Source organism: Ancylobacter mangrovi, from assembly GCF_024752335.1.
GTDB classification, from domain to species: Bacteria; Pseudomonadota; Alphaproteobacteria; order Rhizobiales; family Xanthobacteraceae; genus Ancylobacter; species Ancylobacter mangrovi.
On sequence record NZ_JANTHY010000002.1, the window covers coordinates 672,432 to 697,578 of the forward strand.

The window sequence follows — 25,147 nt, forward strand, 5'->3', positions numbered from 1 at the left end:
AAGGTCAGCTCTTGGGCGCGCCGCCGACGGGCGTACCCGTGCCGAGCGTCTGCCCGCCGGTGGCCGGAATGCCGGATGCCGGGGCGCCGGCCGCCTGGCTGCCGGGCTCCTTGCCGCCATTGGCGCGCTTGGTGGCGAAATAGGAAGCGAGCTGCATCTTGATGGTGTCGGCCACCACCTGGGAGGCGCGGTTCTGTGCGTCGCGAATGGCGCGCTCGCGGGCGAAACGCTGGTAACCGCTGTCCACCGACGCCTTGCCGAAGGCCATGTTCGAGGTCAGCGTGACCGGCTTCTTCGGGTCGGTGTTGTCGACCAGGCGCCAGAGCGCCTGCACCGAGACCAGCTCGACCTCGGGAAGGCCCGACACGGAATCGACGATGGCCGCGGTGGTGTTGTCGGTGGCGCGCATCTCGAGGCGATAGGGCGTGCCGGACGGATTACCGGCACCGCCGGTGAGCGCGAAGATCAGGTCGTTGCGCACCTCGTTGCCGATGCGCCCGGCGGAGAACACGATCTCGATGTCGCTGAGCTGCTGCTGCATCGAGGGGCCCTGCTCGTCCGGCTTCTGCGCGTACATCGGCTGGAAGCAGCCGGCGGTCGACAGGGCGAGCAGCCCCGCGCCCGCGATGCCGAGCAGGCGGGAGCCCAATGCGCGGCGCACCGGCGCAGGGTGGGTCGACGAGCCGAAAGTCGACAGGCCGAGGGTCGACGGGCGAGCGGTCCGGCGGGACGAATCAGGCGACGACATTCACGATCCTCTGCGGAACCACGATGATACGCTTCGGCGCACGCCCGTCGAGTGCCTGCGACACCAGCTCGAGCGCGAGCACCGCCTTTTCGACCTCGCCGGGGCTGGCTTCCTTCGGCACGGTGATCTCGCCGCGACGCTTGCCGTTGATCTGAATCGGCAGCGTAACGGTGTCCTCCATCAGCAGCGCGGGGTCGATCTCGGGCCAGCCGGCCTCGGCTGCGAGGCCGGCGCCGCCGATCCCCGCCCAGCATTCCTCGGCCAGATGAGGCACCATCGGCGCGACCACGGCGACGAGGAAGGCGGCGGCCTCGCGCAGGGCGAACGCCCAGTCGGGCGTCACGCCGGCCTTGCGCGCGGCGCCGATGGCATCGCCGAACTGGTTGGCGAAGCTGTGCACCCGGGCGACGGCGACGTTGAAGCGCAACCGCTCGACATCGTCCGCGACCTGGGCCGCGAGCCGGTGCGAGGCGCGTCGCAGGGCCGTCGGTTCGTCACCGAAACGATCCGGCATCGGCATATCGGCGGGCGCCAGCACGGTGGCGTCGCCGACCAGGCGCCAGATCCGCTGCACGAAGCGCCAGGCGCCCTCGATGCCGGCGCTGGTCCATTCGCTGTCGCGCTCGGGAGGCGTGTCGGCCAGCATGAACCAGCGGGCGCAGTCGACGCCGTAGGTGTCGGCGACGATCTCGGGCGGCACCACGTTGCGCTTGGACTTCGACATCTTCTCCGGCGCGCCGACCGTCACCGGCTCGCCGGTGCCGACCTTGACCGCGGTGCCGTCAGAGCGCTTCTCCACCTCCTCCGGGAACAGCCACTTGCCGGCCGTGTCCTTGTAGGTCTCGTGGACGATCATGCCCTGCGTGAAGAGGCCGGCGAACGGCTCCTCGATCGAGACCCGGCCGAGCTTCTTCAGCGTGCGGATGAAGAAGCGCGAATAGAGCAGGTGCAGGATCGCGTGCTCGATGCCGCCGATATACTGGTCGACCGGCAGCCAGTGGTCGGCCGCCGCCTTTTGCAGCGGCGCGGTGCCGGGCTCGGAGGCGAAGCGGGCGAAGTACCAGGACGAATCCACGAAGGTGTCCATGGTGTCGGTCTCGCGTCGCGCCGGCCCGCCGCAATGCGGGCAGGTCACGTGCTTCCACGTCGGGTGGTGGTCGAGCGGGTTGCCGGGCTGGTCGAAGCTGACGTCGTCGGGCAGCCGCACCGGGAGCTGGTCCTGCGGCACCGGGACCGGGCCACAGGCGTCGCAATGGATGATCGGGATCGGGCAGCCCCAGTAGCGCTGGCGCGAGATGCCCCAGTCGCGCAGGCGGTAGTTCACCGCGCGCTCGCCGACGGCGGAATTACCGAGCAGCTCGCCTTCCAGCCGCGCGGCGACCGCCTCCTTGGCCTCGGGCACCGACATGCCGTTGAGGAAACCGGAGTGGAACAGCGTGCCGTCGCCCTCATAGGGGCCGCCGTCGAGCTCGAAGCTCGCCGGGTCGGCGTCGGGCGGCAGCACCACCGGGGTGATCGGCAGGCCGTATTTGCTGGCGAAGTCGTAGTCGCGCTGGTCGTGCGCCGGGCATCCGAAGATGGCGCCGGTGCCGTATTCCATCAGCACGAAGTTGGCGACATAGACCGGCAGGTGCGGCCCGCCGAGCGGGTGCACCACCTTGAGGCCGGTGTCGTAGCCCATCTTCTCCTGGGTCTCGATCTCCGCGGTGGAGGTGCCGCCGCGCCGGCATTCCTCGACGAAGGCCTTCAGCGCCGGATCGGCCGCGGCAAGCGTCTCGGTCAGCGGATGGCCCGGCGAGAGCGCGAGGAAGGAGGCGCCGAACAGCGTGTCCGGCCGGGTGGTGTAGACCTTGATTTCCTGTGGCAGCTCGGGCGCCGGGCTCTCCAGCGCGAAGCGCACATGCAGCCCCTCGGAGCGGCCGATCCAGTTGCGCTGCATCAGGCGCACCTTCTCGGGCCAGCGCTCCAGCGTGTCGAGGCCGGCGAGCAATTCGTCCGAGGCGTCGGAGATGCGGAAGAACCACTGGGCGAGCTTGCGCCGCTCGACCAGCGCGCCCGAGCGCCAGCCGCGCCCGTCGATCACCTGCTCGTTGGCGAGCACGGTGTTGTCGACCGGGTCCCAGTTCACCTCGCTCTCGCGGCGATAGACGAAGCCGCCCTTGAAGAAGTCGAGGAAGATGCGCTGCTGCTCGCCGTAATAGTCGACGTCGCAGGTCGCGATCTCGCGCGACCAGTCGAGCGACAGGCCGAGCAGCTTGAGCTGCTCGCGCATGGTGGCGATGTTCTCGTAGGTCCATTCGCGCGGATGGGTCTTGCGCTCGATGGCGGCGTTCTCGGCCGGCAGGCCGAAGGCGTCCCAGCCCATCGGGTGCAGGACGTTGAAGCCCTTCATCCGCTTGAAGCGCGCCACCACGTCGCCCATGACGTAGTTGCGGCCGTGGCCGATATGGATGCGCCCGGACGGATAGGGGAACATCTCGAGCACGTAGTATTTCGGGCGGGGATCGTCGTTGCGGGTGCGATAGATGCCGCGCTCGTCCCAGATCTTCTGCCAGCGGGGCTCGGCCTCGCGTGCGTTGTAGCGCTCGGTGCTCATCGGCGGGTTCATGGGCGGATGTCGTCTAGGCCTGGTCAGGATGTCATCGGATGGCGCGGGACTAGGCACGAAGTCCGGCGCCCGGTCAACCGTCGGCTGACGTTCCGCGGTCCGAGGAGGAGACGATGGCCGCTTCCGGGTCGGGCTCGTGGCGCACCGAGGGGGCGCAGCGCACCGCGTTGCGGCCCGCCGCCTTGGCCTCGTAGAGCGCCCGGTCGGCGGCGACGAACAGGTCGGACAGCGTGATCTCCGGCTCGGGCCGGCAGGCGGCGCACCCGACGCTGATCGAGACGAAGCCGGCCGGCAGGCCGTCATGGGGGATGGCGAGCTTCTCGACCGCGGCGCGCAGCCGCTCGGCGACGTCGCACGCGGCCTCGATCGTGGCGCCGGGCATGAGCACCGCGAACTCCTCGCCGCCGATGCGCGCGACGATGTCGGTGCCGCGCACGGTCGAGGCCAGGGCCTGCGCAAGCCGGCGGATGCAGTCGTCGCCTTCCTTGTGGCCGTAGCGGTCGTTGAACTTCTTGAAGTGGTCGATGTCGAGGATCAGCATGGCGATCTGCGAGGCGGTGCCCCATTGCAGCGCCGCCACCGCGTCGAAGCTGCGCCGGTTGGCGATGCCGGTCAGCGGGTCGAGGCTGGCGAGCGAGCTGAGGCGCCGGTTGGCGCTGCGCAGCGCGTTCTCGCGCCGGGTCAGCTCCTCGGTCATGGATTCGAAGGCGACCGCCAGCGGCTGGATCTCGGTGATCAGGGTCGGTGCCCGCTCGGTCTCGATCGCCTCGCCGCGGCCGAAGCGCACCAGCCGGTTGGCGAGCGCGCGCACCGGCGCCACGATCAGCCGCTCGCCGGCGATCCACAGGCCGAGGAAGATGATGCAGCTCGCCAGCAGCAGCGTCATGCCGGCCTGGAAGGTGGCGCGTTCGATCGGCGTCAGGATGGTGCGCTCGTCGACGCCCACCAGCAGGTGCATGTTGGTCGAGGGCAGGCGGCTGTAACCGTAGATGCGGCGCACGCCATCCGGGCCCTGGGCGGTGACGGTGCCGCTGGTGCGGCTAAGCGAGGGGGCGACGAAGGCCTTCTGCCCCATCTCGCGGCCGATCAGCGTCGGGTCCTCGGGATAGGTGATCATGACCCGGCCCGCCGGGTCGACGATCATCATCTCGGCGCCGGGGCCAAGCTCGCTGGCGATCTCGAGCGGGAACAGCTCGCGGATATTGACCCGCGCCACCAGCACGCCGGCGACCCGGCCGCCCGGCGCCACCAGCGGCTGGGCGGCATAGACGCTGGGCAGCCCGGTGACGAAGGAGCGTGCCACCGTGTCGATCGAGGGGATGCCGCGCATGGCGATGCGGAAATAGTCGCGCCCGGACAGGTCGAGGCCCTCGGCGTTCGGCGAGGTGCCGCAGCGCACGATGCCGTTGGCGGCGGTGACGGCGAGCGAATCCGCCACCGGCACCACCTCCAGCACGCGGCCGAGACGCGAGCAGATCTCCGGTGTGCTGGGCGTGAGGCCGGGATCGGGTGGCGGGGCCTGCGGGTCGGTGCCCGGCGAGAAACTGAACGCGTCCTCCGGCGTCATCTGGCTGTCGGAGGCGAGGGTCGCCAGCATGGTGCGGATCGAGACCAGGGCGTTCTGGTACTGGGAAACGCCGCGCTCGGTCACCTCGAACACGTGGCGCTCGGCAGCGGCGAGGTCGCTGCGTTCGAGGCGGACGATGCTCACCGTTCGTTCGGCAATCACCAGCGTCATCGCCAGCGCGGCGAGGAAGCCGAGCCGCAGGCGGAGGCTGACGGTGCGCGAGGGCTTTACCTCGCCCTGCCGGCGCCGCAGGCGGTCGACGCCATCGGCACCCGGCTGGTTGTCCTCGGTCACGGCCAATCCCGGGTCGGCGTATCTGCCATTGCAGGGAGTTATCGTTGCGGCACGAACGCCAAGAAGTGAGATACAGCAAGAACCGCGCGTTTCAAGCCGCTTTCCTTGACAATGGCCCCGTCACCTCGCATTGCGGGCGCGTCGCCGGCCGGAGATCAGCATGACAGTGGAGCAGGACAGCCCCGTGGTCCACCGCCTCGCCGAGGTGCGGGCCCGCATCGAGCGTGCCTGCCGCGACGCCGGGCGCGCGCCGGACGAGGTCCACCTCGTCGCCGTCTCCAAGACCTTCGAGGCGGCCCACATCGCGCCCGCGATCGAGGCCGGTCAGCGCCTGTTCGGCGAGAACCGGGTGCAGGAGGCCAAGGGCAAATGGCCGGCCCTGCGTGCCGCGCATCCCGACATCGAGCTGCACCTGATCGGCCCGCTGCAGACCAACAAGGTGCGCGAGGCGCTGGCGCTGTTCGACGTCATCCACACGCTCGACCGGCCTTCGCTCGCCGCCGCCCTCGCCAAGGAGCTGGCCCGGCCGGAAGCCCGTCCCGCGCCGCGCCTGCTGGTGCAGGTGAATACCGGCGAGGAGCCGCAGAAGGCCGGGGTCGCGCCCGAGGAGGCCGACGCCTTCATCGCCGCCTGCCGCGACACCCACGGCCTCGCCGTCGAGGGGCTGATGTGCATCCCGCCGGCGGACGAGCCGGCAGCGCCGCATTTCGCGCTGCTCACGACCATCGCGCGGCGCAACGGGCTGTCGACGCTTTCCATGGGCATGAGCAGCGATTTCGAGACCGCGATCGGCCTCGGCGCCACCTATGTGCGGGTGGGCAGCGCGATCTTCGGCGGACGCTAGGCCGGCCCCGAATCCAACTCCATCGACGTCAGCCGACGCGGATGCGCGTGCGCGGCGACAGGCGCGCCAGCAGGCGCAGCAGGTCCGCCCGCCGGAAGGCGACGCAACCGGCGGTCGGCGCGAAGCCCTCGCGGGCGAGATGCAGGAACACCGCCGATCCGCGCCGTGCCTGGCGCGGGCGGGTGTTGTGGTCAAGCACGATTACGAGGTCGTAGAGCCCGTCGGCGCGCCACATCCGCTCGTGCGAGGGCGCGAAGGGAAGGCGCACCGGCCGGTTGTAGCGCCCGTCTTCAGGATCGTCGCACCAGCCGTCTTCCGGCCGGGTCCGATGGATGGGGAGGAGGCTGCGCGGCCGCTGGCGGAGGTGATCGCCGCGGAAGCGCAACTCGCGCGGGTGCCACAGCCCCGCCGGCGTCGCGCCGTCGCCCTCGCGCTTGTCGCACCTGATTCCCCCCGCGCCGAGCGCGACTGGTATGGGGTGACCTTCCGTGAGCACGAGGCCGCGCGTTTGTCGGCCCGGAAGGGCGACGACGCGCAGCCCGGACAGGCTCCGGGCGCGTTTCGTGGGGGATTTCGTACGGTTAGGACCGCGAAGGGCCTTCTTCTTCACGCGTTTTCCGTTCACGATCACGTCACGAACCCGCTCGTGTCCTGCACCGCGGGCTGCCGACTCTTGCCGAACGCGCCCGGCCTGCCTAGTCGGGTGGCCCACGGCAATCCATCCAGCGCCGCGCGAGAGTGAACGTGCGGCGTGGCGCGAACAAGAGGTTCGGGAGAGCGGACATGGCGAATGCACAGCGGGTCCTGGTGGTCGACGACGACAATGAGCTGCGCGAGGCGCTGGTCGAGCAGCTCTCGCTCTATGACGAGTTCGAGGTCGTCGCCGTCGATTCCGCCCAGGCCGCGATGAGCGCGGTCGACGACAGCCGCATCGACCTGGTGCTGATGGATGTCGGCCTGCCCGACATGGACGGGCGCGAGGCGGTGCGCAAGATGCGCGAGGGCGGCTTCAAGGCGCCGGTCATCATGCTGACCGGCCACGACACCGACAGCGACACCATCATGGGGCTGGAGGCGGGCGCCAATGACTACGTGGTCAAGCCGTTCCGCTTCGCCGTGCTGCTGGCGCGCATCCGCGCCCAGATGCGCTCGCACGAGGCGAGCGAGGACGCGGTCTTCACCATCGGACCCTACACCTTCCGGCCCGGCGCCAAGATGCTGGTGACCGACCGCAACTCCAAGATCCGCCTGACCGAGAAGGAAACCGCGATCCTGCGCTATCTTTACCGTGCCGGTAAGAAGCCGGTGGCGCGGGAAATCCTCCTGCAGGAGGTCTGGGGCTACAACTCCGGCGTGACCACCCACACGCTGGAAACGCACATCTACCGTCTGCGGCAGAAGATCGAGAAAGACCCCTCGCATCCCAACCTGCTCGCGACAGAAGCCGGCGGCTACAAGCTGCTCCCCTGACCGGACGCATGCGCCCGGTCCGCCGAGATTCCGCTGTGAGGCCGAAGAGTTCGCCGACTGATGTCCATTGAGGACGATATCGCACTGCTCGACCGGGTGCCGCTGCTGCGGCTGCTGGGAAAGGACGTGCTGCGGGTCCTTGCCATCAGTTCGGACACAAGGCCGCTGGCGGAAGGCGAGATCCTGTTCCGCGAGGGCCAGTTCGCCGAGGCCGCCTATGTGGTGGCCAAGGGGCGCCTGCGCCTGACCCGCGAGGACCCCGCGCTCGCCCGCCGGCCCGGGCAGAAGGCGGAGGCCGGGCCGGGCTCGCTGCTGGGCGAGATGGCGCTGATCACCGAGACCAAGCGCCCCGCCACCGCGACGGCGATCGAGGAATCGGTCGTCATCCGCATCCCGCGCGTGTTCTTCCTGCGCACCATCGAGGGCTATCCCGACGCCGCGGTGCGGATCGGCCGCGAGCTGAGCGGGCGGGTGCGCGACACGCTGGGCGAGCTCGATGTGGTGCGCGCGAAGATCGAGGCGCTCGACACCCGGCCGCGCCGCTAGACGGGCGGGCGCGGCCGTCGCCCGTTCACGCGGCCGGTGAAACCCTCTACCCTCGGGCCTGTCCCTGCCGCCCCTGGCGCGCGCCCTCTTCCACGCCGAACCACGCTCCGCTCGCCATGATCCCGGTCACTCCCCGCCTCTGGCTCGACGAGAACGAGATCGAGGAGAGCTTCGTGCGCGCCTCCGGGCCGGGCGGGCAGAACGTCAACAAGGTCTCGAGCGCGGTGCGGCTGCGCTTCGACGTGCGCGGCTCGCAGACCCTGCCGGCGGCGGTGAAGGCGCGGCTCGAGCGCATCGCCGGGCGGCGGCTGACCAATGAGGGCGTGATCGTGATCGTCGCCCAGCGCTACCGCACCCAGGAGCGCAACCGCGAGGACGCGCTGGAGCGGCTGGTCGAGATGGTGCGCGAGGCGGCGGTGGCGCCGGTGGTGCGGCGCCCGACCCGCCCCACGCTCGGCTCCAAGATGCGGCGGCTGGAAGGCAAGGCGCGGCGCTCGGGCGTCAAGGCGCTGCGGCGCGAGCGGCCGGCGGGAGAGGACTGAGGGAGCCCTCGTGTCGGGCTCAGAAGTCCGAGGCGATGCCTTTCACTTCCCAGTCGCCATAGCGCACCGGCTCGGGGCCGTCGCGCCCGTCAATCTCCTTCGGTGCCTCGGCCGGATGGCTGGCGGCGCGCCGGGCGGCAGCCTCCGCGAGCGCGCGCTCGGCGGCGGGGGTGAGGGCGCGGCGCGGCGCGCCTGCATCCGTATTCGCATCCGCCGGGCCCGTCGTCCGGGCCATCGCCGGGGCTTTCGCGCCCCTGTCCGTCTCGCTCTCGTCCATGGCCGCCATTGGAAACATCGGAGCGCCCGGCGCGTCAAGGCGGGCCCGCCCCTGCCCGCCCCTGCCCGCCCCGGCTTTCCTTACGTAAAAGCCATGATCGCGCGATCTTGCGCCGGCCCGTCGCGCTTCCCATCCTATTTTCACGAGCCGTCGCCGGCGCCGCATCCGCCGGCGCGCGGGAGGCGGCGCTGACGAGGACGAGATGAACTATTTCCGCACGGCGATCCTGCTGGCCGGCATGACGGCCCTGTTCATGGGCGTCGGCTTCCTGATCGGCGGCCAGAACGGCATGGTGATCGCGCTGCTGTTCGCCGGCGGCATGAACATCTTCAGCTACTGGAATTCCGACCGCATGGTGCTGTCCATGTACGGCGCCCGCGAGGTCGACCAGGCGAGCGCGCCGGAATTCCATGCGCTGATCGCCGAGCTGGCGGCGCGTGCCGACCTGCCCATGCCGCGCGTCTACCTGATCGACAACCCGCAGCCCAACGCCTTCGCCACCGGCCGCAACCCGCAGAACGCGGCGGTGGCGGCGACCACGGGGCTCGTCGGTTCGCTGTCGCGCGAGGAGATCGCCGGCGTGATGGCGCACGAGCTGGCGCACATCAAGCATTACGACACGCTGACCATGACCATCACCGCGACGCTGGCGGGCGCGATCTCGATGCTCGCCAACTTCGCGCTGTTCTTCGGCGGCAACCGCAACAACAACAACCCGTTCGGCGTGATCGGCACCATCGCCATGATGGTGCTCGCCCCGCTGGCGGCGATGGTCGTGCAGATGGCGATCTCGCGCTCGCGCGAATACGAGGCCGACCGCGAGGGCGCCGCGATCTGCGGCCAGCCGCTCTGGCTCGCCTCGGCGCTGGCGAAGATCGCCAATGCCGCCCACCGCATCCCCAACATGGCGGCCGAGCACAACCCGGCGACCGCGCACATGTTCATCATCAACCCGCTGTCCGGCCAGCGCATGGACAGCCTGTTCTCGACCCATCCCGCGACCGAGAACCGCATCGCCGCGCTGCAGGAGCTGGCGCGGCAGATGGGCGGCGCCGCCCCTGCCGCCGGCTGGGCCGGCCGCCCCGCGCCGCGCGCCGAGGATCGCCCGGGCGACCCCTGGGGCCGGCGCACCGCGAGCCCGCCCGCCGCCGGGCCGTGGGACACGCCCGCCCGCCCCTCCGCACAGGAGCGCCCGCGGCGCGGCCCGTGGGGCTGAGCCGCCGCCAGCCGCGCGCTATCGACCTGCCCGTAGGAAGGGGGCGGCGTCACGCGGCCCTGCTCGGCGCTTGAACTCTTTGGCCTTCGCGGTTATCAGAAGCGCCGCGTGCCGCTTTAGCTCAGTTGGTAGAGCATCGCATTCGTAATGCGAGGGTCGCGTGTTCGAGTCACGCAAGCGGCACCATTTCCCTCTTTGACAATCCATCGTCGCGACGGACCCGGCTTTGGCCCGGGCCGAAACCTCTGCCGTACCGGCACGACGCCCTTGCGGCACATGCGTTGCGTGTGCCCTCTTCCCGTGCCGCGTGAAGCGCGCTAGCAGCGGGTGGGGAGGCGACCGATCCGATGACCTTCGAAACCGCAGCGACCCCCGAGGCCGCCATCGACCGGCTGGAGAGGCTCTACAGCGCCGCGCGCGACGCGCTGCGCCATGACCTCGACCGCTTCTTCGAGACCGGGCAGGCGCCGGACACGCGCGAGCGGGCGCGCTACCGCTACCCGCTGCTGCGCGTCAGCTACGCGCCCGGCGCCACGCCGGAGAACCGCACCAAGCGCGGCTATGCCAAGTTCGCCGCGCCGGGCGTCTACCAGACCACGGTGACCCAGCCGGCCGCCTTCCGCAGCTATCTCATCGAGCAGCTTCGGCCGCTGGTGGAGGAATATGGCGCGCGGATCGAGACCGGGATCGGGGTGGAGGAGATCCCCTACCCCTACGCGCTCGAGGGCGGCGACGAGCTCGGGCGCGGCAAGGTCACCGCCTCGCAGCTCGCGCGGCATTTCCCGACGCCGCTGCTGTCGCTGGTGGGCGACGAGATCGCCGACGGCACCTTCGAGCTGGTGGAGGGCGAGCCGCGCCCGCTGTCGCTGTTCGACGCGGTGCGGGTCGACTTCTCGCTGCGCCGGCTCGTCCACTATACCGGGACCGACTGGCGCGCCTTCCAGCCCTGGATCCTGCTCACCAACTATCACCGCTATGTCGACCAGTTCGTGCGGCTAGGCCTTGCCGAGATCGAGGCCGGCACTGCCGAGGCGCTGGTGGCGCCGGGCGGGGTGCGGATCGACCGCGCCAATATCGACGCCGGCGCGGCGGAGCGGGTCATGTCGGCGCTGTGGCACCGCTACCAGATGCCGGCCTACCATCTGGTGCGCCCCGGCGGGGCGGGCGTGACGCTGGTGAATATCGGCGTCGGGCCTTCCAACGCCAAGACCATCACCGACCACCTCGCGGTGCTGCGCCCGCATTGCTGGCTGATGGTCGGCCATTGCGGCGGGCTGCGGCAGACGCAGGTGATCGGCGATTATGTGCTCGCCCACGCCTATCTGCGGCAGGACGGCATCCTCGACGAGCTGGTGCCGCCCGACATTCCCATTCCCGCCCTCGCCGAGGTGCAGGTGGCGCTGCAGCAGGCGGCGGCCGAGGTCACGGGCGAGGCGGGCGACCTGCTGAAGCAGCGCCTGCGCACCGGAACGGTGGTGACGCAGGACGACCGGAACTGGGAGCTGCGCTGGGCCAAGGAGCGCCGCCGCATCAACCTTTCGCGCGCCATCGCGGTCGACATGGAATCGGGCACCGTCGCCGCGCAGGGCTACCGGCTGCGGGTGCCCTACGGCACGCTGCTGTGCGTCTCCGACAAGCCGCTGCATGGAGAGATCAAGCTGCCCGGCGCGGCCAACGCCTTCTACGAGCGGGCAGTGAGCGAGCATCTCAGGATCGGCCTTGCCGCGCTCGACCGGCTGCGCGAGGCCGGAACTGCGATCCATTCGCGCAAGCTGCGCTCCTTCGACGAGCCGCCGTTCCGCTAGAAAGCGCGCCGCGCGCGGGGCAAGGGCTGTCCGGCGCTTGCCGTCGATGCGTATCGCGCATAGATCCTCGGCCATTGATCCGAACTTCCGATCGATGGAGGGGCGCATGCGCTATCCGGACCTCGAGATCGACCTCGTGCGCGCCTTCGTCGCGGTGGCGGAGGCCGGCGGCTTCACCGCCGCCGCCGGGGCGGTGGGCCGCTCGCAATCGGCGGTGAGCCAGAAGATATTGCGGCTCGAGGAGATGCTGGGCCGGCGCCTGTTCGAGCGCACCAGCCGCTCGCTGCACCTCACCCGTGACGGCGAGGCGTTCCTGGTTTCGGCGCGGCGCATCATCGAGCTCAACGACGCCACCGTGCGCAGCCTGCTCGAGCCCGCACCGTTCGGCAGCCTGCGGCTCGGCGTGGCGGAGGACTTCATCCCGCGCCAGCTCCCCGCGCTGCTGGCGCGGTTCGCGCGGCTCTACCCGCAGGTCCAGCTCGAACTGAGGACGGGACTGAGCTGCGAGTTGCTGGAGGCCTACGACGCCGGCGCGCTCGACGTCGTGATCGCCAAGCGCGACGGGCGCGCCCAGCGCGGGCGGGTGATCTGGCGCGAGCCGCTGGTGTGGATGGCGGCGTCCGGCTTCGTGGCCGACCCGGAAGGGCCGGTGCCGCTGGTGCTGCTATGCCCGCCCTGCACCTATCGCGAGGTGATGGTGCGCGCGCTCGACGGCGCCCGGCGCGACTGGTTCGCGGCCTGCACCGCCTCCAGCCTGATGGGCGTCCATGCGGCGGTGGAGGGCGGGCTCGGCGTCACCGTGCTCGGCCGCTCCTTCGTGCAGGAGGGCATGCAGGTGCTGGAGCCCTCCGACGACTGGCCGCCGCTGCCGATGACCGAGATCGTCGTGATCGGCGACGAGGGCGACGGGGCGGGCCTCGTGCGCCCGCTGCTGTCCTTCCTCACCGAAAGCCTGTCGGCGTCGCGGAACGGGGCGGAGCTCGCCGCGCCGGCGCCGTTCTCGCGCGCGGTGCGGCCGGTGGCGCCGGGGCCGGTAGCCGATGGCGCTCGCCGCTCAGGTATCGTATAGGAGCCTCGCCTGTTCGGCCGCCGCGGCGCGCCGAATCGGGCCATGTGCAGGCATGCAGGCGGGTGTGGCGGAACTGGTAGACGCGACGGACTCAAAATCCGTTTCTGGTGACAGAGTGTCGGTTCGAGTCCGACCACCCGCACCAGGCGCCGCGGCGGCGCACTTCCCCGGGCACCGGGTTATCCCTTCAGCGCAGCGAACCCGCGTCGCAGAAGACCCTTGAACGGCCGGCCTAGCCGGGGCGGCCGGCGGGCTGCTGCTGGGTGATGCAGTGGATGTTGCCGCCGCCGAGCAGCACCTCGCGCGTCGGCACGCCGACCACTTCGCGGTCCGGGAACAGCCGGGCGAGGATGGCGCGGGCCTCCTCGTCATGCGCGGGGTCGAGCAGCGGCATCAGCACGAATCCGTTGCCGATGTAGAAATTGACGTAGGAGGCGCCGAGCCGCTCCTGCGCGTGGCGCTGGTAGCTGTTGCCCACCGGCGCGTCGGCGATCGCCTCGCCCGCCGTGCGGTAGAGCGGGCCGGGCAGCGGCAGCCGGACCACCTCGATCGGCCGGCCGCGGGCGTCGGTGGCGCGGCTCAGCCGCTCGAAGGCGTCGCGCGAGATGGCGTGCTGCGGGTCGGCGGGGTCCTCGCACCAGGTCAGCGCCACCACGCCAGGGCGCACGAAGCAGGCGAGGTTGTCGATATGGCCGGAGGTCTCGTCGTCGACGAGGCCGGCGCCGAGCCAGATGACCCGCGAGGCGCCGAGATGGTCCATGAGGTGCTGCTCGATCTCCTCGCGCGAGAGGTCCGGGTTGCGGTTCGGGTTGAGCAGGCACTCCTCGGTGGTCAGCACCGTGCCTTCGCCGTCGACATGGATCGAGCCGCCCTCCAGCACCAGCGGGGCGACGTAGCGCGGGGCGCGCTCGACCTCCAGCATCTTGGCGGCGATCAGTTCGTCCTGGTCGGAGGGCGCGTAGAGGCCACCCCAGGCGTTGAACATCCAGTCGACGCCGCGCAGGCGGCCCTGGGCATCGGTGACGAAGGTGGCGCCGGAATCGCGGCACCAGGCATCGTCGCTCGAGGTCTCGACGAGGCGCACCGAGGCCGGCAGCATGTCGCGCGCGCGCCGCCACTGCCGGGCCGAGACCATCATGGTGAGCGGCTCGAAGCGGGCGATGGCGGCAGCGACCTCAGCGAAGGCGGCCTGCGCGGGGCCGGCGCCCTCGCGCCAGTTGTCCAGCCGCTCCGGCCAGATCATCCAGCAGCCGGCATGGGGCTCCCATTCCGCGGGCATGCGGAAGCCGTCGGCGGCGGGCAGGCTGGTCAGCGTCTCGGCCATCTGGGCGCTCTCGGTACGGGAACTCGGCTTCAGGAAAGGCGAGGCAGCGGAATCGGCGGCGAACTCAGCGGAGCGGGCGGGTCGGCGCCTGCCCGTCCAGCGACAGCAGCGGCGCGTAGAGCTCCGGCCGGCGGTCGCGGAACACGCCCCAGGAGCGGCGCTGATGGGCGATGGCGTCGAGGTCGAAGGTGGCGGTGAGCACGCCCTCCTCCTCCCGCCCGGCCTCGGCGACCTTGGCGCCGGTCGGGTCGGCGATGAAGGACGAGCCGTAGAAGGTGATCGAGGTGCCCGCCCGGCCGGGCTCGGTGCCCACCCGGTTGGAGGCGATGAGCGGGGTGAGGTTGGCGCCCGCATGGCCCTGCATCACCCGCTGCCAGTGGGCGGAGGAATCGAGCGTGGCGTCGTGCGGCTCCGAGCCGATGGCGGTGGGATAGAGCAGCACCTCGGCGCCGAGCAGGGCCATGGCGCGGGCGCATTCGGGGAACCACTGGTCCCAGCAGATGCCGACGCCGATGCGCCCGACCGCGGTGTCCCAGACCCGGAAGCCGGTGTCGCCGGGCGAGAAGTAGAACTTCTCCGTGTAGCCCGGCCCGTCGGGTATGTGGCTCTTGCGGTAGAGGCCCAGCACGGCGCCGTCGGCGTCGACGATCGCGATGGAGTTGAAGGTCGCCTGCCCGGCGCGCTCAAAGAAGCTGACCGGCAGCACCACGCCGAGCTCGCGCGCGAGGCGGGAGAAGCGCGCGATCAGCCGGTTGCCCTCGAACGGGGCGGCGAGCTCGAGGAAGTCGTAGAGCTGGTCCTGGCAGAAATAGGGGGTCTCGAACAGCTCCTGCAGCAGGATCAGGCGGGCGCCGCGCCCGGCCGCCTCCCGGACCAGCGCCTCGGCGCGGTCGCAATTGCCGTCGATGTCCCAGTCGCAGCGCATCTGGGTGGCGGCAACGGTGAGGGCACGCATAGGGGGTCTCCGATGGGGGGCCTTCAATGGGCTGGGCTGGCGCGCGGCCCCGCGCGACTCAGTTCACCGCACGAATCAGTTGACGGCGCGAGTCAGTTCACCGCGCGCAGTGGCTTCTCGAGCACCGCGATCACACGCCGGAGCTCATGGCCGCGCTTCAGGATGAGTCCAGTCTGCGACACCACCGTGTAGGCGCCCTGGCGGCGGGCGAGGCGCGGGTCCTTCTCGATCCGGTAGATCGGGACCTCGGTGGCTCGTCGGAAGATGGAGAAGACGGCGCGGTCCCTGGTGAAGTCGATGGCGTAGTCGCGCCATTCGCCGAGCGCCACCATGCGGCCGTAGAGATCGAGGATCCGGTCGAGTTCCCGCCGGTCGAAGGTGACGAGATCGACGCGGCCGGCAGCCGGTGCGGCCGCCGGCAAGGCTATGGGGTCGGTATCCGCCACACGCGTCCTCCCACTGTGGTTCATCGCTTCGTCATGATCGGCCCGGCGGGCGCCGGCTTCAAGTCACTTTCGCCCCCGCTCGCCGCAGCGTGTCCGCGGGGGCGGCGCGAGGGACGCTGCGACAGGTGCTGCCGGGCGGGCGAATGCGCCCGGAAAGCGCTGGTATCCGGGCGCCGGCGGCGTTCACGGGCTCGTTAGCCGAAATCACAGGCTCGCCCGAATTCGGCCTTGGGCGCGCCCATCCCGCGGGCGATCTTCTCATCATAGCGTCGGGCCGGTTCGCGAAGCGCATCGGTTTCCCAGCCCCCCAGCCCCCCGCGGCGTCAGTGGATCGGCCCGACGTTATCTCAGGTTCAATCCCCGAATTGCTCTTCAGGGCCGGTGCTTCACCGGCCCTTTTTCTTTGGCTGTTACAACGCAACGAGCGACGGACCGAGGGCCGCCGTTCCTTGTCCCTCGCGGGCCGCGATCTCAGTGCAGGGGCTGCAGCGCCGCGCCGACGATCTTGCCCGGCTCGGCGAAGCTGCCGGACTGGACGAGAATCGCGACCGAATCGGCCTGCTGGCCGGGCTGGGCGCCGACCGTGGTGTCGAAGCTGACCTTGCGGCCATCCCAGTCGCCGAGCTTGGTCCAGCCGCGCACCACGTTGTGATAGGTGATGCGCGAGCCCTCATTCTCGCCGCGGCCGATCTCGACCGTCATCCGGCTGGCGACCGGGCAAAGCCAGACCTCGCCGGGCATCGCGGTCGACGGCCCGTCGCCGACGACGACATGGATGCGCCCGCCGTCGCGCGCCTCGACCGAGACCGGCACCGTCGGCGCGGCGATCGAATCGACGACGTGCTCGAGCGCCGGGCGGTCGGAGCCGATGGTCATGGCGGTGCCGTTCACCACCGCCTGCGGGGTGAACATCTTGCCGTCGCCGCGCAGCCGGGCATAGGCCTTCTGGCGCAGCGAGTGGCCGTGCTTGGCGAGCGTGTCCTTCCAGCCGAGATAGTCCCAATAGTCCACCGCCATGGTCAGGGCGATGACGTTGGGCTGCTCGGAGAGCTCGCCGAGCAACTTGTCGGCCGGCGGGCAGGAGGAACAGCCCTGGCTGGTGAAGAGCTCGACCACCGCGCGCGGCGAGGGAATGGCGTGCGCGACGTCGTCGGCATCGCCGGCGCGGGCTTGCGGGGCGGCAACCAGCGCCGACAGCAGCAGGCCGCCGGCCACGGCGAGGCGCGCAAGGGCGGGTGGATTCGAGGAGGCTCGGGCGAGCCCGCGTTCCGCCCGATGTTCGCCCGACGGCCGTTCGCCAGTCCCGCATTCGCCTGCCGGCGCTCGCCCGTCCGGCGCTCGCCCGTCCGGACCGTGCCCATGGAGCCGGTGGACGCGGGCAAGGCGTGCCCGCAGGCGGGGGGCGGCAATGGACAGGCAGGCGGTCATCTCGTGCGGAACGTCCTCGACGTGCTGGACCGCGAAGCGTCCTGTATCCGCCCGACCGATGCCGGAGGGATGGCGGACTGGCTCGGGTCCGTTCGATCTCGCATCTCGTCCGCCGGGCCTCGATGCCGGGCGGAACTCACGCTAGGCAATAGGACGCCGGAGCGGGAGGCACCAGTCACATTCGGGTGTCGCGGCGCACGGACCGGTGAAGAGGATACCGCCGTCGCGCACCCGCGGGCGGGAGCGGCGGGGATGGATCGAAATACCGTTGGGGAAGGCGCGCGGGCGAGCCGTGGGGCGGGCTCCGGGGCGGGCTCCGGGGCAGGCTGCGGGGCGAGGGTCGGGCCGGATCTCGCGACGGGTGCGGGAGGCGCCGCGCGGCCGGCGGAAGGCGTTCGCCGCCGCAGGAAGAAGGGCCGGCGCGGAAGCTGTCCGCCCCGCGCCGGCCCGGTCGTCATGGTCACGCCGCGAGGTTGCGCAGCACGTATTGCAGGATGCCGCCATTACGGAAGTAGTCGAGCTCATCCAGCGTGTCGATGCGGCAGGTCAGCGGTACGTTCTTCACCGTGCCGTCGGCGAAGGCGATCTCCGCGACCAGGGTCTGGCGCGGCTTGAGGTCGCCCTCGATGCCCTTGATGGTCACCGTCTCGTCGCCCTTGATGCCGAGCGACTGCCAGGATTCCTCGTTCTGGAACACCAGCGGCACCACGCCCATGCCGACCAGGTTCGAGCGGTGGATGCGCTCGAAGCTCTGGGCGATGACGGCGCGGATGCCGAGCAGGCGCGTGCCCTTGGCCGCCCAGTCGCGCGAGGAGCCGGTGCCATACTCCTTGCCGGCGAACACCACCAGCGGCACGCCTTCCTGCTTGTAGAGCATGGCGGCGTCGTAGATCGGCATCTCGGTACCGTCCGGCCAGTGCTTGGCGAAGCCGCCTTCCTTGCCGGCCAGCATCTGGTTCTTGATGCGGATATTGGCGAAGGTGCCGCGCATCATGACCTGGTGGTTGCCGCGCCGCGTGCCGTACTGGTTGAAGTCGGTCGGGCGGACCTGGTGGTCGCGCAGATACTCGCCGGCCGGGCTCGCTTCCTTGATCGAGCCGGCGGGCGAGATGTGGTCGGTGGTGATGGAGTCGAGGAAGAGGCCGATCACCCGCGCCTTGAGGACGTCGGTGACGGGCTCGGGCTCCATCTTCATGCCTTCGAAATAGGGCGGGTTCTGCACATAGGTGGAGCGCTCGTCCCAGGCATAGGTCTCGCCGGTGGGAATGGCGATCTTCTGCCAGTTGGCGTCGCCCTTGAAGACGTCCGCGTACTTCTCCTGGAACATCTTCTTGGTGACGTTCTCGCGGATGAAGCGCGCGATCTCCTGGTTGGTCGGCCAGATGTCCTTCAGATAGACCGGCTGGCCGTCCGAGCCGGTGCCGAGCGGCTCGGTGGTCAGGTCGATCTGGAGCGAGCCGGCGATGGCGTAGGCGACCACGAGCGGCGGCGAGGCGAGGTAGTTCGCCTTGACGTCGGGGTTCACGCGGCCCTCGAAGTTGCGGTTGCCGGAGATGACCGCGCCGGCGACGAGGTCGTTCTGGTTGATGGCTTCCGAGATCGGCTCCGGCAGCGGGCCGGAATTGCCGATGCAGGTGGTGCAGCCGAAGCCGACCAGGTTGAAGCCGAGCTTGTCGAGCTCCGGCTGGAGGCCGGAGGCGTTCAGATAACCCTCGACCACCTGCGAGCCGGGCGCCAGCGAGGTCTTCACCCACGGCTTCGAGGTGAGGCCCCGGGCCGCCGCGTTGCGCGCGAGCAGGCCGGCGGCGATCAGCACGCTCGGATTCGAGGTGTTGGTGCAGGAGGTGATGGCGGCGATGGTGACGTCGCCATGGCCGAGCGTGAAGTCGGTGCCTTCCACCGGCACCCGCTTGGCCGCCTCGCCCGCCTTCTTGAACTCGCCTTCCAGCGCGGCCAGGAAGCCGGCCTTGGTGCCCGAGAGCAGCACCCGGTCCTGCGGGCGCTTGGGGCCGGCGAGCGAGGGCAGAACGGTGTCGAGGTCGAGCTCCAGCACGTCGGTGAACACCGGGTCGGCGGTGCCGGCCTCGCGCCACAGGCCCTGGCTCTTGGAGTAAGCCTCGACCAGCGCGATGCGCTCCTCGGTGCGGCCGGTCTCGTCGAGATAGGCGATGGTCTCCGAATCGACCGGGAAGAAGCCGCAGGTGGCGCCGTATTCGGGCGCCATGTTGCCGATGGTGGCGCGGTCGGCAAGCGAGAGATGCTCGAGGCCCGGGCCGAAGAACTCGACGAACTTGCCCACCACGCCCTTCTTGCGCAGCATCTGGGTGACGGTGAGCACGAGGTCGGTGGCGGTGATGCCTTCCTTCAGCTCGCCGGTCAGCTTGAAGCCGATCACCTCGGGGATGAGCATCGACACCGGCTGGCCGAGCATGGCCGCCTCGGCTTCGATGCCGCCCACGCCCCAGCCGAGCACGCCGAGGCCGTTCACCATGGTGGTGTGGCTGTCCGTGCCGACGCAGGTATCGGGATAGGCAACGGTCTCGCCGTCCGCGTCCTTGGTCCAGACGGTCTGGGCGAGATATTCGAGGTTGACCTGGTGGCAGATGCCGGTGCCGGGGGGCACGACGCGGAAATTGTCGAACGCCGACTGGCCCCATTTCAGGAAGCGGTAGCGCTCCTGGTTCTGCTTGTACTCCTCCTCGACATTCTTGCCGAAGGCGGCGTTATTGCCGAAGAAGTTCACGATCACCGAATGGTCGATCACGAGGTCGACGGGGACCAGCGGGTTGATGCGCGTGGGCGAGCCGCCGAGCGCGACCATGGCGTCACGCATGGCGGCGAGGTCGACCACCGCCGGCACGCCGGTGAAGTCCTGCATCAGCACGCGCGAGGGGCGGTACGCGATCTCGCGCTCCTCGCGGCCGCGATTGACCAGCCAATCCTTGATCGAGACGATGTCCTGCTTGGTGACAGAGCGCCCGTCCTCGAATCGGAGGAGATTTTCCAGCAGCACCTTCATCGAGAAGGGGAGGGCGGAGATGCCGTCGAGGCCATTCCTTTCCGCCTCCGGCAGGCTGTAATAGACGTAGGTCTTGGTTCCGACGGTGAGGATTTTCCGGCTTTTGAAGCTGTCGAGCGACGTCACGGCAAAAGGGTCCCCGCTTTGATATGGCGCGGATGCGTGGGGGCCTTGGAGGCAGGAGACGTTGCGGGCTATAGCTCGCGCGGCCTTTACCTAAGGCGACAGCGCATCGTTAGGATTTCTATATAGAGCCATTTCAAACTCCGATCCTAGGGGCGTGGGGCGATGCGTCGAAAAATTGTGCATCGCGGCGCCCGGTATCGGGTGGAGGGACATGCATGCGCCTCGTCGCCGAGGGGCTGAGCTGCCGTCGCGGCGCCCGCCTGCTGTTCGAGGGTCTCGACCTCGACCTGCCGGCGGGCCGCGCGCTCGTCGTCACCGGGCCGAACGGCACCGGCAAGTCGTCGCTGCTGCGCCTTCTGGCGGGGCTGGCGAGCCCGGCTGCGGGCACGGTGCGCCTCGAAGGAGCGGCGGAGCCGGACGATTTCGGCACCGAGGTGCACTATCTCGGCCATCTCGACGCCCACAAGGCCTCCCTCACCGCCCGCGAGAGCCTCGGCTTCTGGCGCGCCATGCTCGGCCGGCCAGCTCTCACGGTCGAGGACGCGCTGGAGACGGTGGGGCTCGGCGGGCTCGGCGGGCTGCCGGTGGCGGTGCTCTCGGCCGGGCAGAAGCGGCGCCTCGCGCTCGCCCGCCTGCTGGTCGCCGAGCGCCCGCTCTGGCTGCTCGACGAGCCGACGACGGCGCTCGATGCCAGCGCGCAGCTGCTGTTCGCCGGGCTCGCGCGCGCGCATGTGAACAAAGGCGGGCTGATCGTGGCGGCGACCCACGCCCCGCTCGACCTCGGCCCCTCCGACACGCTCGACCTCGGCGCGCGGCGCCCCTCGAACCCGGTGGCGGCGTAAGGTGGGCGTTATGGGGCGGCATTCATGAGGCAGGCATTCCTGGCGCTGCTGCGGCGCGACCTGGCGCTGGCGACCCGCGCCGGCGGCGGGGCCGGGCTCGGCGTGGTGTTCTTCCTCGCCGTGGTGGTGGTCACGCCCTTCGCAATCGGCCCGGACCTCGCCCTGCTGGCGCGGATCGGCCCGGCCATATTGTGGATCGGCGCGCTGCTGGCCTCGCTGATCGGCCTCGACCGGCTGTTCGCCGCCGATGCCGAGGACGGCTCGATGGACCTGTTCGCGCTGCTCGACCTGCCGCTGGAGCTGATCGCCGCGGCCAAGGGGCTGGCGCACTGGATCGCGACCGGGCTGCCGCTGGTGGTGGCGGCGCCGGTGCTGTCGCTGCTGCTCAATCTGGAGCCGGCGGCGATCGGCGCGCTGACGCTGACGCTGCTGGTGGGCACGCCCGCCATCACCTTTCTCGGCCTGGTCGGCGCCGCCTTCGCCAGCGCCTTCCGGCGCGGCGGGCTGCTGGTGGCGGTGCTGGTGATGCCGCTCACCATCCCGGTGCTGATCTTCGGCGTGGCGGCGACCGGCGCGGCGCTGGGCGGGACGGTGCCGTTCGGTATGCCGTTCCGGGTGCTCGCCGGGCTGTCGCTCGCCGCGCTGGTGCTCGGCCCGGTGGCGGCGGCCGCCGCCCTGCGCGCGACACGCGAATGACGCGCCGCCCAATCCGTGGCATACCAGGTGCAACAAAGCGCCGCAGGCGAAGCAAAGCGTTGATACTGCGCCATCCGTGCCGTTTTGGCCGGTGACGGGTCCGCTACGTCATTTGCCCCCCGTCATCCATCACCGCCTCGTGTTGCAGCATGCACGGAGCCGTGTTAGGGAACCGCCCGACCTGATGGGCGGGTGAGGTTAAGTTTCCGATCCGGCCCTCGGTCAAGAACCCTTGTAAATCCGGGGCCCGTGCCCTGCCGCGCCAGCGGCGGCCGACCCGGAAAGCCCCGAGAGAGGCACAGTGGCCGAGACCTACGTATCCGGAGTGGCGGGACGTTACGCGACAGCGCTGTTCGAGCTTGCGCGCGACGCCGGCGTCATCGATGCGGTGAAGGCCGACCTCGACAGGTTCGGCACGCTGATCGCCGAGAGCGACGATCTCAAGCGCCTGGTGCGCAGCCCCGTCTTCTCGTCCGAGGAGCAGGAAAAGGCGATCGCCGCGCTGCTCGACAAGATCGGCATGAGCGGGCTTTCCGCCAATTTCTTCAAGACCGTGGCGGCCAATCGCCGCCTGTTCACCGTCGAATCGATCATCCGCGCCTATGACGCGCTGGTCGCGTCCTACAAGGGCGAGGTGACGGCCGAGGTGACGGTGGCGCAGCCCCTCTCCGACGCCCATGCCGCGACGCTGAAGCAGGCGCTCGACGCCATGACCGGCAAGAACGTCAAGCTCGCCGTCGAGGTCGATCCCTCGCTGCTCGGCGGGCTCAAGGTGAAGCTCGGCTCCAAGCTGGTCGACGCTTCCCTCAAGACCAAGCTCAATTCGATCCGCACTGCGATGAAAGAGGTTCGCTGATGGATATCCGCGCCGCTGAAATTTCCGCGATCCTCAAGGAGCAGATCAAGAATTTCGGCCAGGAGGCCGAGGTCTCCGAGGTCGGTCAGGTCCTGTCCGTCGGTGACGGCATCGCCCGCGTCTACGGGCTCGACAACGTCCAGGCGGGCGAGATGGTCGAGTTCGAGAACGGCACGCGCGGCATGGCGCTGAACCTCGAGATCGACAATGTCGGCGTCGTGATCTTCGGCTCCGACCGCGAGATCAAGGAAGGCCAGACCGTCAAGCGCACCGGCGCCATCGTCGACGCCCCGGTCGGCAAGGGCCTGCTCGGCCGCGTGGTCGACGCGCTCGGCAACCCGATCGACGGCAAGGGCCCGATCGAATACACCGAGCGTCGCCGCGTCGACGTGAAGGCGCCGGGCATCATCCCGCGCAAGTCGGTGCACGAGCCGATGCAGACCGGCCTCAAGGCGATCGACGCGCTGATCCCGATCGGCCGCGGCCAGCGCGAGCTGATCATCGGCGACCGCCAGACCGGCAAGACCGCGATCGCGCTCGACTCGATCCTGAACCAGAAGCCCATCAACCAGGGCGACGACGAGAAAGCCAAGCTCTACTGCGTCTATGTCGCGGTCGGGCAGAAGCGCTCCACCGTCGCGCAGTTCGTGAAGGTGCTCGAGGAGCAGGGCGCGCTCGACTATTCGATCGTCGTCGCCGCCACCGCCTCGGACGCCGCGCCGATGCAGTTCCTGGCGCCGTTCACCGGCACCGCCATGGGCGAGTTCTTCCGCGACAACGGCATGCACGCGCTCATCATCCATGACGACCTGTCCAAGCAGGCCGTGGCGTACCGCCAGATGTCGCTGCTGCTGCGCCGCCCGCCGGGCCGCGAGGCTTACCCGGGCGACGTGTTCTACCTGCACTCGCGCCTGCTGGAGCGCGCGGCCAAGCTCAACGACGAGAACGGCGCCGGCTCGCTGACCGCCCTCCCCGTCATCGAGACCCAGGCCAACGACGTGTCGGCCTACATCCCGACCAACGTGATCTCGATCACCGACGGCCAGATCTTCCTCGAGTCCGACCTGTTCTTCCAGGGCATCCGCCCGGCGGTGAACGTCGGCCTCTCGGTGTCGCGCGTGGGCTCCTCGGCGCAGATCAAGGCGATGAAGCAGGTCGCCGGCAAGATCAAGGGCGAGCTCGCCCAGTACCGTGAGCTGGCGGCCTTCGCCCAGTTCGGCTCCGACCTCGACGCCTCGACCCAGAAGCTGCTCAACCGCGGCGCGCGCCTGACCGAGCTGCTCAAGCAGTCGCAGTTCGCGCCGCTGAAGGTCGAGGAGCAGGTGGTGGTGATCTATGCCGGCACCAACGGCTATCTCGACGCCCTGCCGGTGAGCAAGGTGCGCGAGTTCGAGGAAGGCCTGCTGCTGTTCCTGCGCTCGCGCCACGCCGACATCCTCGACGCCATCCGCACCTCCAAGGAGCTTTCCAAGGAGACCACCGACAAGCTCGTGAAGGCGCTCGACGCCTTCGCGAAGACCTTCGCGTGATCGTCGCATTGCGCGCTCGAGGGCACGGGAGTCGAGGGTAGATGGCCAGCCTTAAGGATCTGCGGAACCGCATCTCGTCGGTGAAGGCGACGCAGAAAATCACCAAGGCGATGCAGATGGTCGCCGCCGCCAAGCTGCGGCGCGCCCAGACCGCGGCCGAGTCCGCGCGCCCCTATGCCCAGCGCATGGAGAGCGTGCTCGGCAACATCGCCGCCGCCATTTCCGGCGGTCCGGACGCGCCGCTGCTGCTGACCGGCACCGGCAAGGACGACGTGCACCTGCTGCTCGTGCTCACCGCCGAGCGCGGCCTGTGCGGCGCCTTCAACTCCTCGATCGTGCGCCTCGCCCGCGAGCGCGCCGTCTCGCTGATGAACCAGGGCAAGACGGTCAAGATCTTCTGCGTCGGGCGCAAGGGCCACGAGGCGCTGCGCCGGCAGTTCGAGAAGCAGATCATCGAGGTGGTCGAGCTGCGCGCCAACAAGGGCGTGACCTTCGCCGACGCGCAGGCGATCGCGGAGAAGATCTCGGCCATGTACCACGCCGGCGAGTTCGACGTGGCGACCCAGTTCTTCAGCCGCTTCCAGTCGGTCATCTCGCAGGTGCCGACCGGCCAGCAGCTCATCCCCGCCACCTTCCCCGAGCAGGCCGAGCCGGCCGCGGGCGCGGCGGCGATCTACGAATACGAGCCGGACGAGGCCGAGATCCTCGCCGACCTGCTGCCGCGCAACCTCGCGGTGCAGATCTTCAAGGCGCTGCTCGAGAACGGCGCGTCCGAGCAGGGCGCGCGCATGAGCGCGATGGACAACGCCACCCGCAACGCGGGTGAAATGATCAAGAAGCAGACTTTGACCTACAACCGCACCCGCCAGGCGATGATCACGAAGGAACTTATCGAGATCATCTCCGGTGCCGAGGCGCTGTGAGGCAAGGGACCAGAGGC

General features: G+C 70.0%; 22 protein-coding genes and 2 tRNA genes. 14 read left to right on the forward strand and 10 right to left on the reverse strand.

Features of this window, described 5'->3' with window-relative positions; genetic code table 11:
* Positions 1-4: 4 nt before the first annotated feature.
* The 3 genes from NVS83_RS08970 to NVS83_RS08980 all read right to left on the reverse strand — a co-directional run bounded on the left by NVS83_RS08970 (position 5) and on the right by NVS83_RS08980 (position 5,217).
* On the reverse strand, positions 5-748 hold the full coding sequence (locus NVS83_RS08970; RefSeq protein ID WP_258739003.1) for a hypothetical protein: 744 nt from the start codon (positions 746-748) through the stop codon (positions 5-7).
* Positions 735-3,344, reverse strand: a complete 2,610-nt coding sequence (gene leuS, locus NVS83_RS08975; protein ID WP_258739130.1) for a leucine--tRNA ligase — start codon at positions 3,342-3,344, stop codon at positions 735-737. Before leuS ends, NVS83_RS08970 begins: the two co-directional genes overlap by 14 nt.
* An 85-nt stretch (positions 3,345-3,429) precedes the next feature.
* The gene (locus NVS83_RS08980; protein ID WP_258739004.1) at positions 3,430-5,217 is read right to left on the reverse strand and encodes a sensor domain-containing diguanylate cyclase; all 1,788 of its coding nucleotides are present in this window, start codon (positions 5,215-5,217) and stop codon (positions 3,430-3,432) included.
* Between the two features lie 160 nt (positions 5,218-5,377).
* Between NVS83_RS08980 and NVS83_RS08985 the strand changes: the two genes are divergently transcribed.
* A complete protein-coding gene (locus NVS83_RS08985) occupies positions 5,378-6,061 on the forward strand; it encodes a YggS family pyridoxal phosphate-dependent enzyme (RefSeq protein WP_258739005.1) in 684 nt (227 codons plus the stop codon).
* Positions 6,062-6,089: 28 nt separating this feature from the next.
* Here NVS83_RS08985 and NVS83_RS08990 read toward each other — a convergent pair whose 3' ends face one another.
* Complete coding sequence (locus NVS83_RS08990; RefSeq protein WP_258739006.1) at positions 6,090-6,671, reverse strand: L,D-transpeptidase family protein; 582 nt, start codon at positions 6,669-6,671, stop codon at positions 6,090-6,092.
* A 173-nt stretch (positions 6,672-6,844) separates the two neighbouring features.
* On the opposite strand from NVS83_RS08990, the gene NVS83_RS08995 reads away from it, so the two are divergent.
* The 3 genes from NVS83_RS08995 (at position 6,845) to arfB (ending at position 8,619) form a co-directional block, all read left to right on the forward strand.
* Positions 6,845-7,531, forward strand: coding sequence for a response regulator transcription factor (locus tag NVS83_RS08995; RefSeq protein WP_258732190.1), 687 nt, complete (start codon positions 6,845-6,847; stop codon positions 7,529-7,531).
* Positions 7,532-7,591: 60 nt separating this feature from the next.
* A complete protein-coding gene (locus NVS83_RS09000) occupies positions 7,592-8,077 on the forward strand; it encodes a cyclic nucleotide-binding domain-containing protein (RefSeq protein WP_258739007.1) in 486 nt (161 codons plus the stop codon).
* A gap of 116 nt (positions 8,078-8,193) precedes the next feature.
* A complete protein-coding gene (gene arfB, locus NVS83_RS09005; protein ID WP_258732192.1) occupies positions 8,194-8,619 on the forward strand; it encodes an alternative ribosome rescue aminoacyl-tRNA hydrolase ArfB in 426 nt (141 codons plus the stop codon).
* Between the two features lie 19 nt (positions 8,620-8,638).
* Here arfB and NVS83_RS09010 read toward each other — a convergent pair whose 3' ends face one another.
* On the reverse strand, positions 8,639-8,854 hold the full coding sequence (locus NVS83_RS09010) for a DUF1674 domain-containing protein (protein ID WP_258739131.1): 216 nt from the start codon (positions 8,852-8,854) through the stop codon (positions 8,639-8,641).
* A gap of 244 nt (positions 8,855-9,098) precedes the next feature.
* Between NVS83_RS09010 and htpX the strand changes: the two genes are divergently transcribed.
* From htpX to NVS83_RS09035, 5 genes are all read left to right on the forward strand, one after another.
* Complete coding sequence (gene htpX / locus NVS83_RS09015) at positions 9,099-10,112, forward strand: zinc metalloprotease HtpX (RefSeq protein WP_258739008.1); 1,014 nt, start codon at positions 9,099-9,101, stop codon at positions 10,110-10,112.
* A 110-nt stretch (positions 10,113-10,222) separates the two neighbouring features.
* Positions 10,223-10,298 (forward strand) — tRNA-Thr (locus NVS83_RS09020).
* Between the two features lie 161 nt (positions 10,299-10,459).
* On the forward strand, positions 10,460-11,917 hold the full coding sequence (locus NVS83_RS09025) for an AMP nucleosidase (protein WP_258732195.1): 1,458 nt from the start codon (positions 10,460-10,462) through the stop codon (positions 11,915-11,917).
* A gap of 106 nt (positions 11,918-12,023) precedes the next feature.
* Positions 12,024-12,986, forward strand: coding sequence for a LysR substrate-binding domain-containing protein (locus tag NVS83_RS09030; protein WP_258739009.1), 963 nt, complete (start codon positions 12,024-12,026; stop codon positions 12,984-12,986).
* A 58-nt stretch (positions 12,987-13,044) separates the two neighbouring features.
* Positions 13,045-13,131, forward strand: a tRNA-Leu gene (locus NVS83_RS09035).
* 87 nt (positions 13,132-13,218) lie between these two features.
* On the opposite strand, the gene aguA is transcribed toward NVS83_RS09035, so the two are convergent.
* The 5 genes from aguA to acnA form a co-directional block, all read right to left on the reverse strand.
* Positions 13,219-14,310 (reverse strand): agmatine deiminase, encoded by a 1,092-nt coding sequence (gene aguA, locus NVS83_RS09040; protein ID WP_258739010.1) that lies wholly within the window; start codon positions 14,308-14,310, stop codon positions 13,219-13,221.
* 64 nt (positions 14,311-14,374) lie between these two features.
* On the reverse strand, positions 14,375-15,265 hold the full coding sequence (gene aguB, locus NVS83_RS09045) for an N-carbamoylputrescine amidase (RefSeq protein WP_258739011.1): 891 nt from the start codon (positions 15,263-15,265) through the stop codon (positions 14,375-14,377).
* Positions 15,266-15,357: 92 nt separating this feature from the next.
* Positions 15,358-15,735: a DUF2794 domain-containing protein gene (locus NVS83_RS09050; RefSeq protein ID WP_374114543.1), complete on the reverse strand. Its 378-nt coding sequence runs from the start codon at positions 15,733-15,735 to the stop codon at positions 15,358-15,360.
* A gap of 447 nt (positions 15,736-16,182) precedes the next feature.
* Complete coding sequence (locus NVS83_RS09055; protein WP_258739012.1) at positions 16,183-16,926, reverse strand: DUF1223 domain-containing protein; 744 nt, start codon at positions 16,924-16,926, stop codon at positions 16,183-16,185.
* A gap of 673 nt (positions 16,927-17,599) precedes the next feature.
* Entirely contained in the window at positions 17,600-20,284 is a 2,685-nt protein-coding gene (gene acnA, locus NVS83_RS09060; RefSeq protein WP_258739014.1) for an aconitate hydratase AcnA, read from the reverse strand.
* A 215-nt stretch (positions 20,285-20,499) separates the two neighbouring features.
* Here acnA and ccmA point away from each other — a divergent pair, with 215 nt between their 5' ends.
* The 5 genes from ccmA to NVS83_RS09085 all read left to right on the forward strand — a co-directional run bounded on the left by ccmA (position 20,500) and on the right by NVS83_RS09085 (position 25,130).
* A complete protein-coding gene (ccmA, locus tag NVS83_RS09065) occupies positions 20,500-21,126 on the forward strand; it encodes a heme ABC exporter ATP-binding protein CcmA (protein WP_258739015.1) in 627 nt (208 codons plus the stop codon).
* 24 nt (positions 21,127-21,150) lie between these two features.
* Entirely contained in the window at positions 21,151-21,822 is a 672-nt protein-coding gene (gene ccmB, locus NVS83_RS09070) for a heme exporter protein CcmB (RefSeq protein WP_258732203.1), read from the forward strand.
* 301 nt (positions 21,823-22,123) lie between these two features.
* Complete coding sequence (locus tag NVS83_RS09075) at positions 22,124-22,678, forward strand: F0F1 ATP synthase subunit delta (protein WP_258732204.1); 555 nt, start codon at positions 22,124-22,126, stop codon at positions 22,676-22,678.
* Positions 22,678-24,207, forward strand: coding sequence for a F0F1 ATP synthase subunit alpha (gene atpA, locus NVS83_RS09080; protein ID WP_258732205.1), 1,530 nt, complete (start codon positions 22,678-22,680; stop codon positions 24,205-24,207). Before NVS83_RS09075 ends, atpA begins: the two co-directional genes overlap by 1 nt.
* Before the next feature lie 41 nt (positions 24,208-24,248).
* Positions 24,249-25,130 carry a F0F1 ATP synthase subunit gamma gene (locus NVS83_RS09085; RefSeq protein WP_258732206.1) on the forward strand — a complete coding sequence of 294 codons (882 nt, stop codon included), beginning with the start codon at positions 24,249-24,251 and terminating at the stop codon, positions 25,128-25,130.
* Positions 25,131-25,147: the final 17 nt, after the last annotated feature.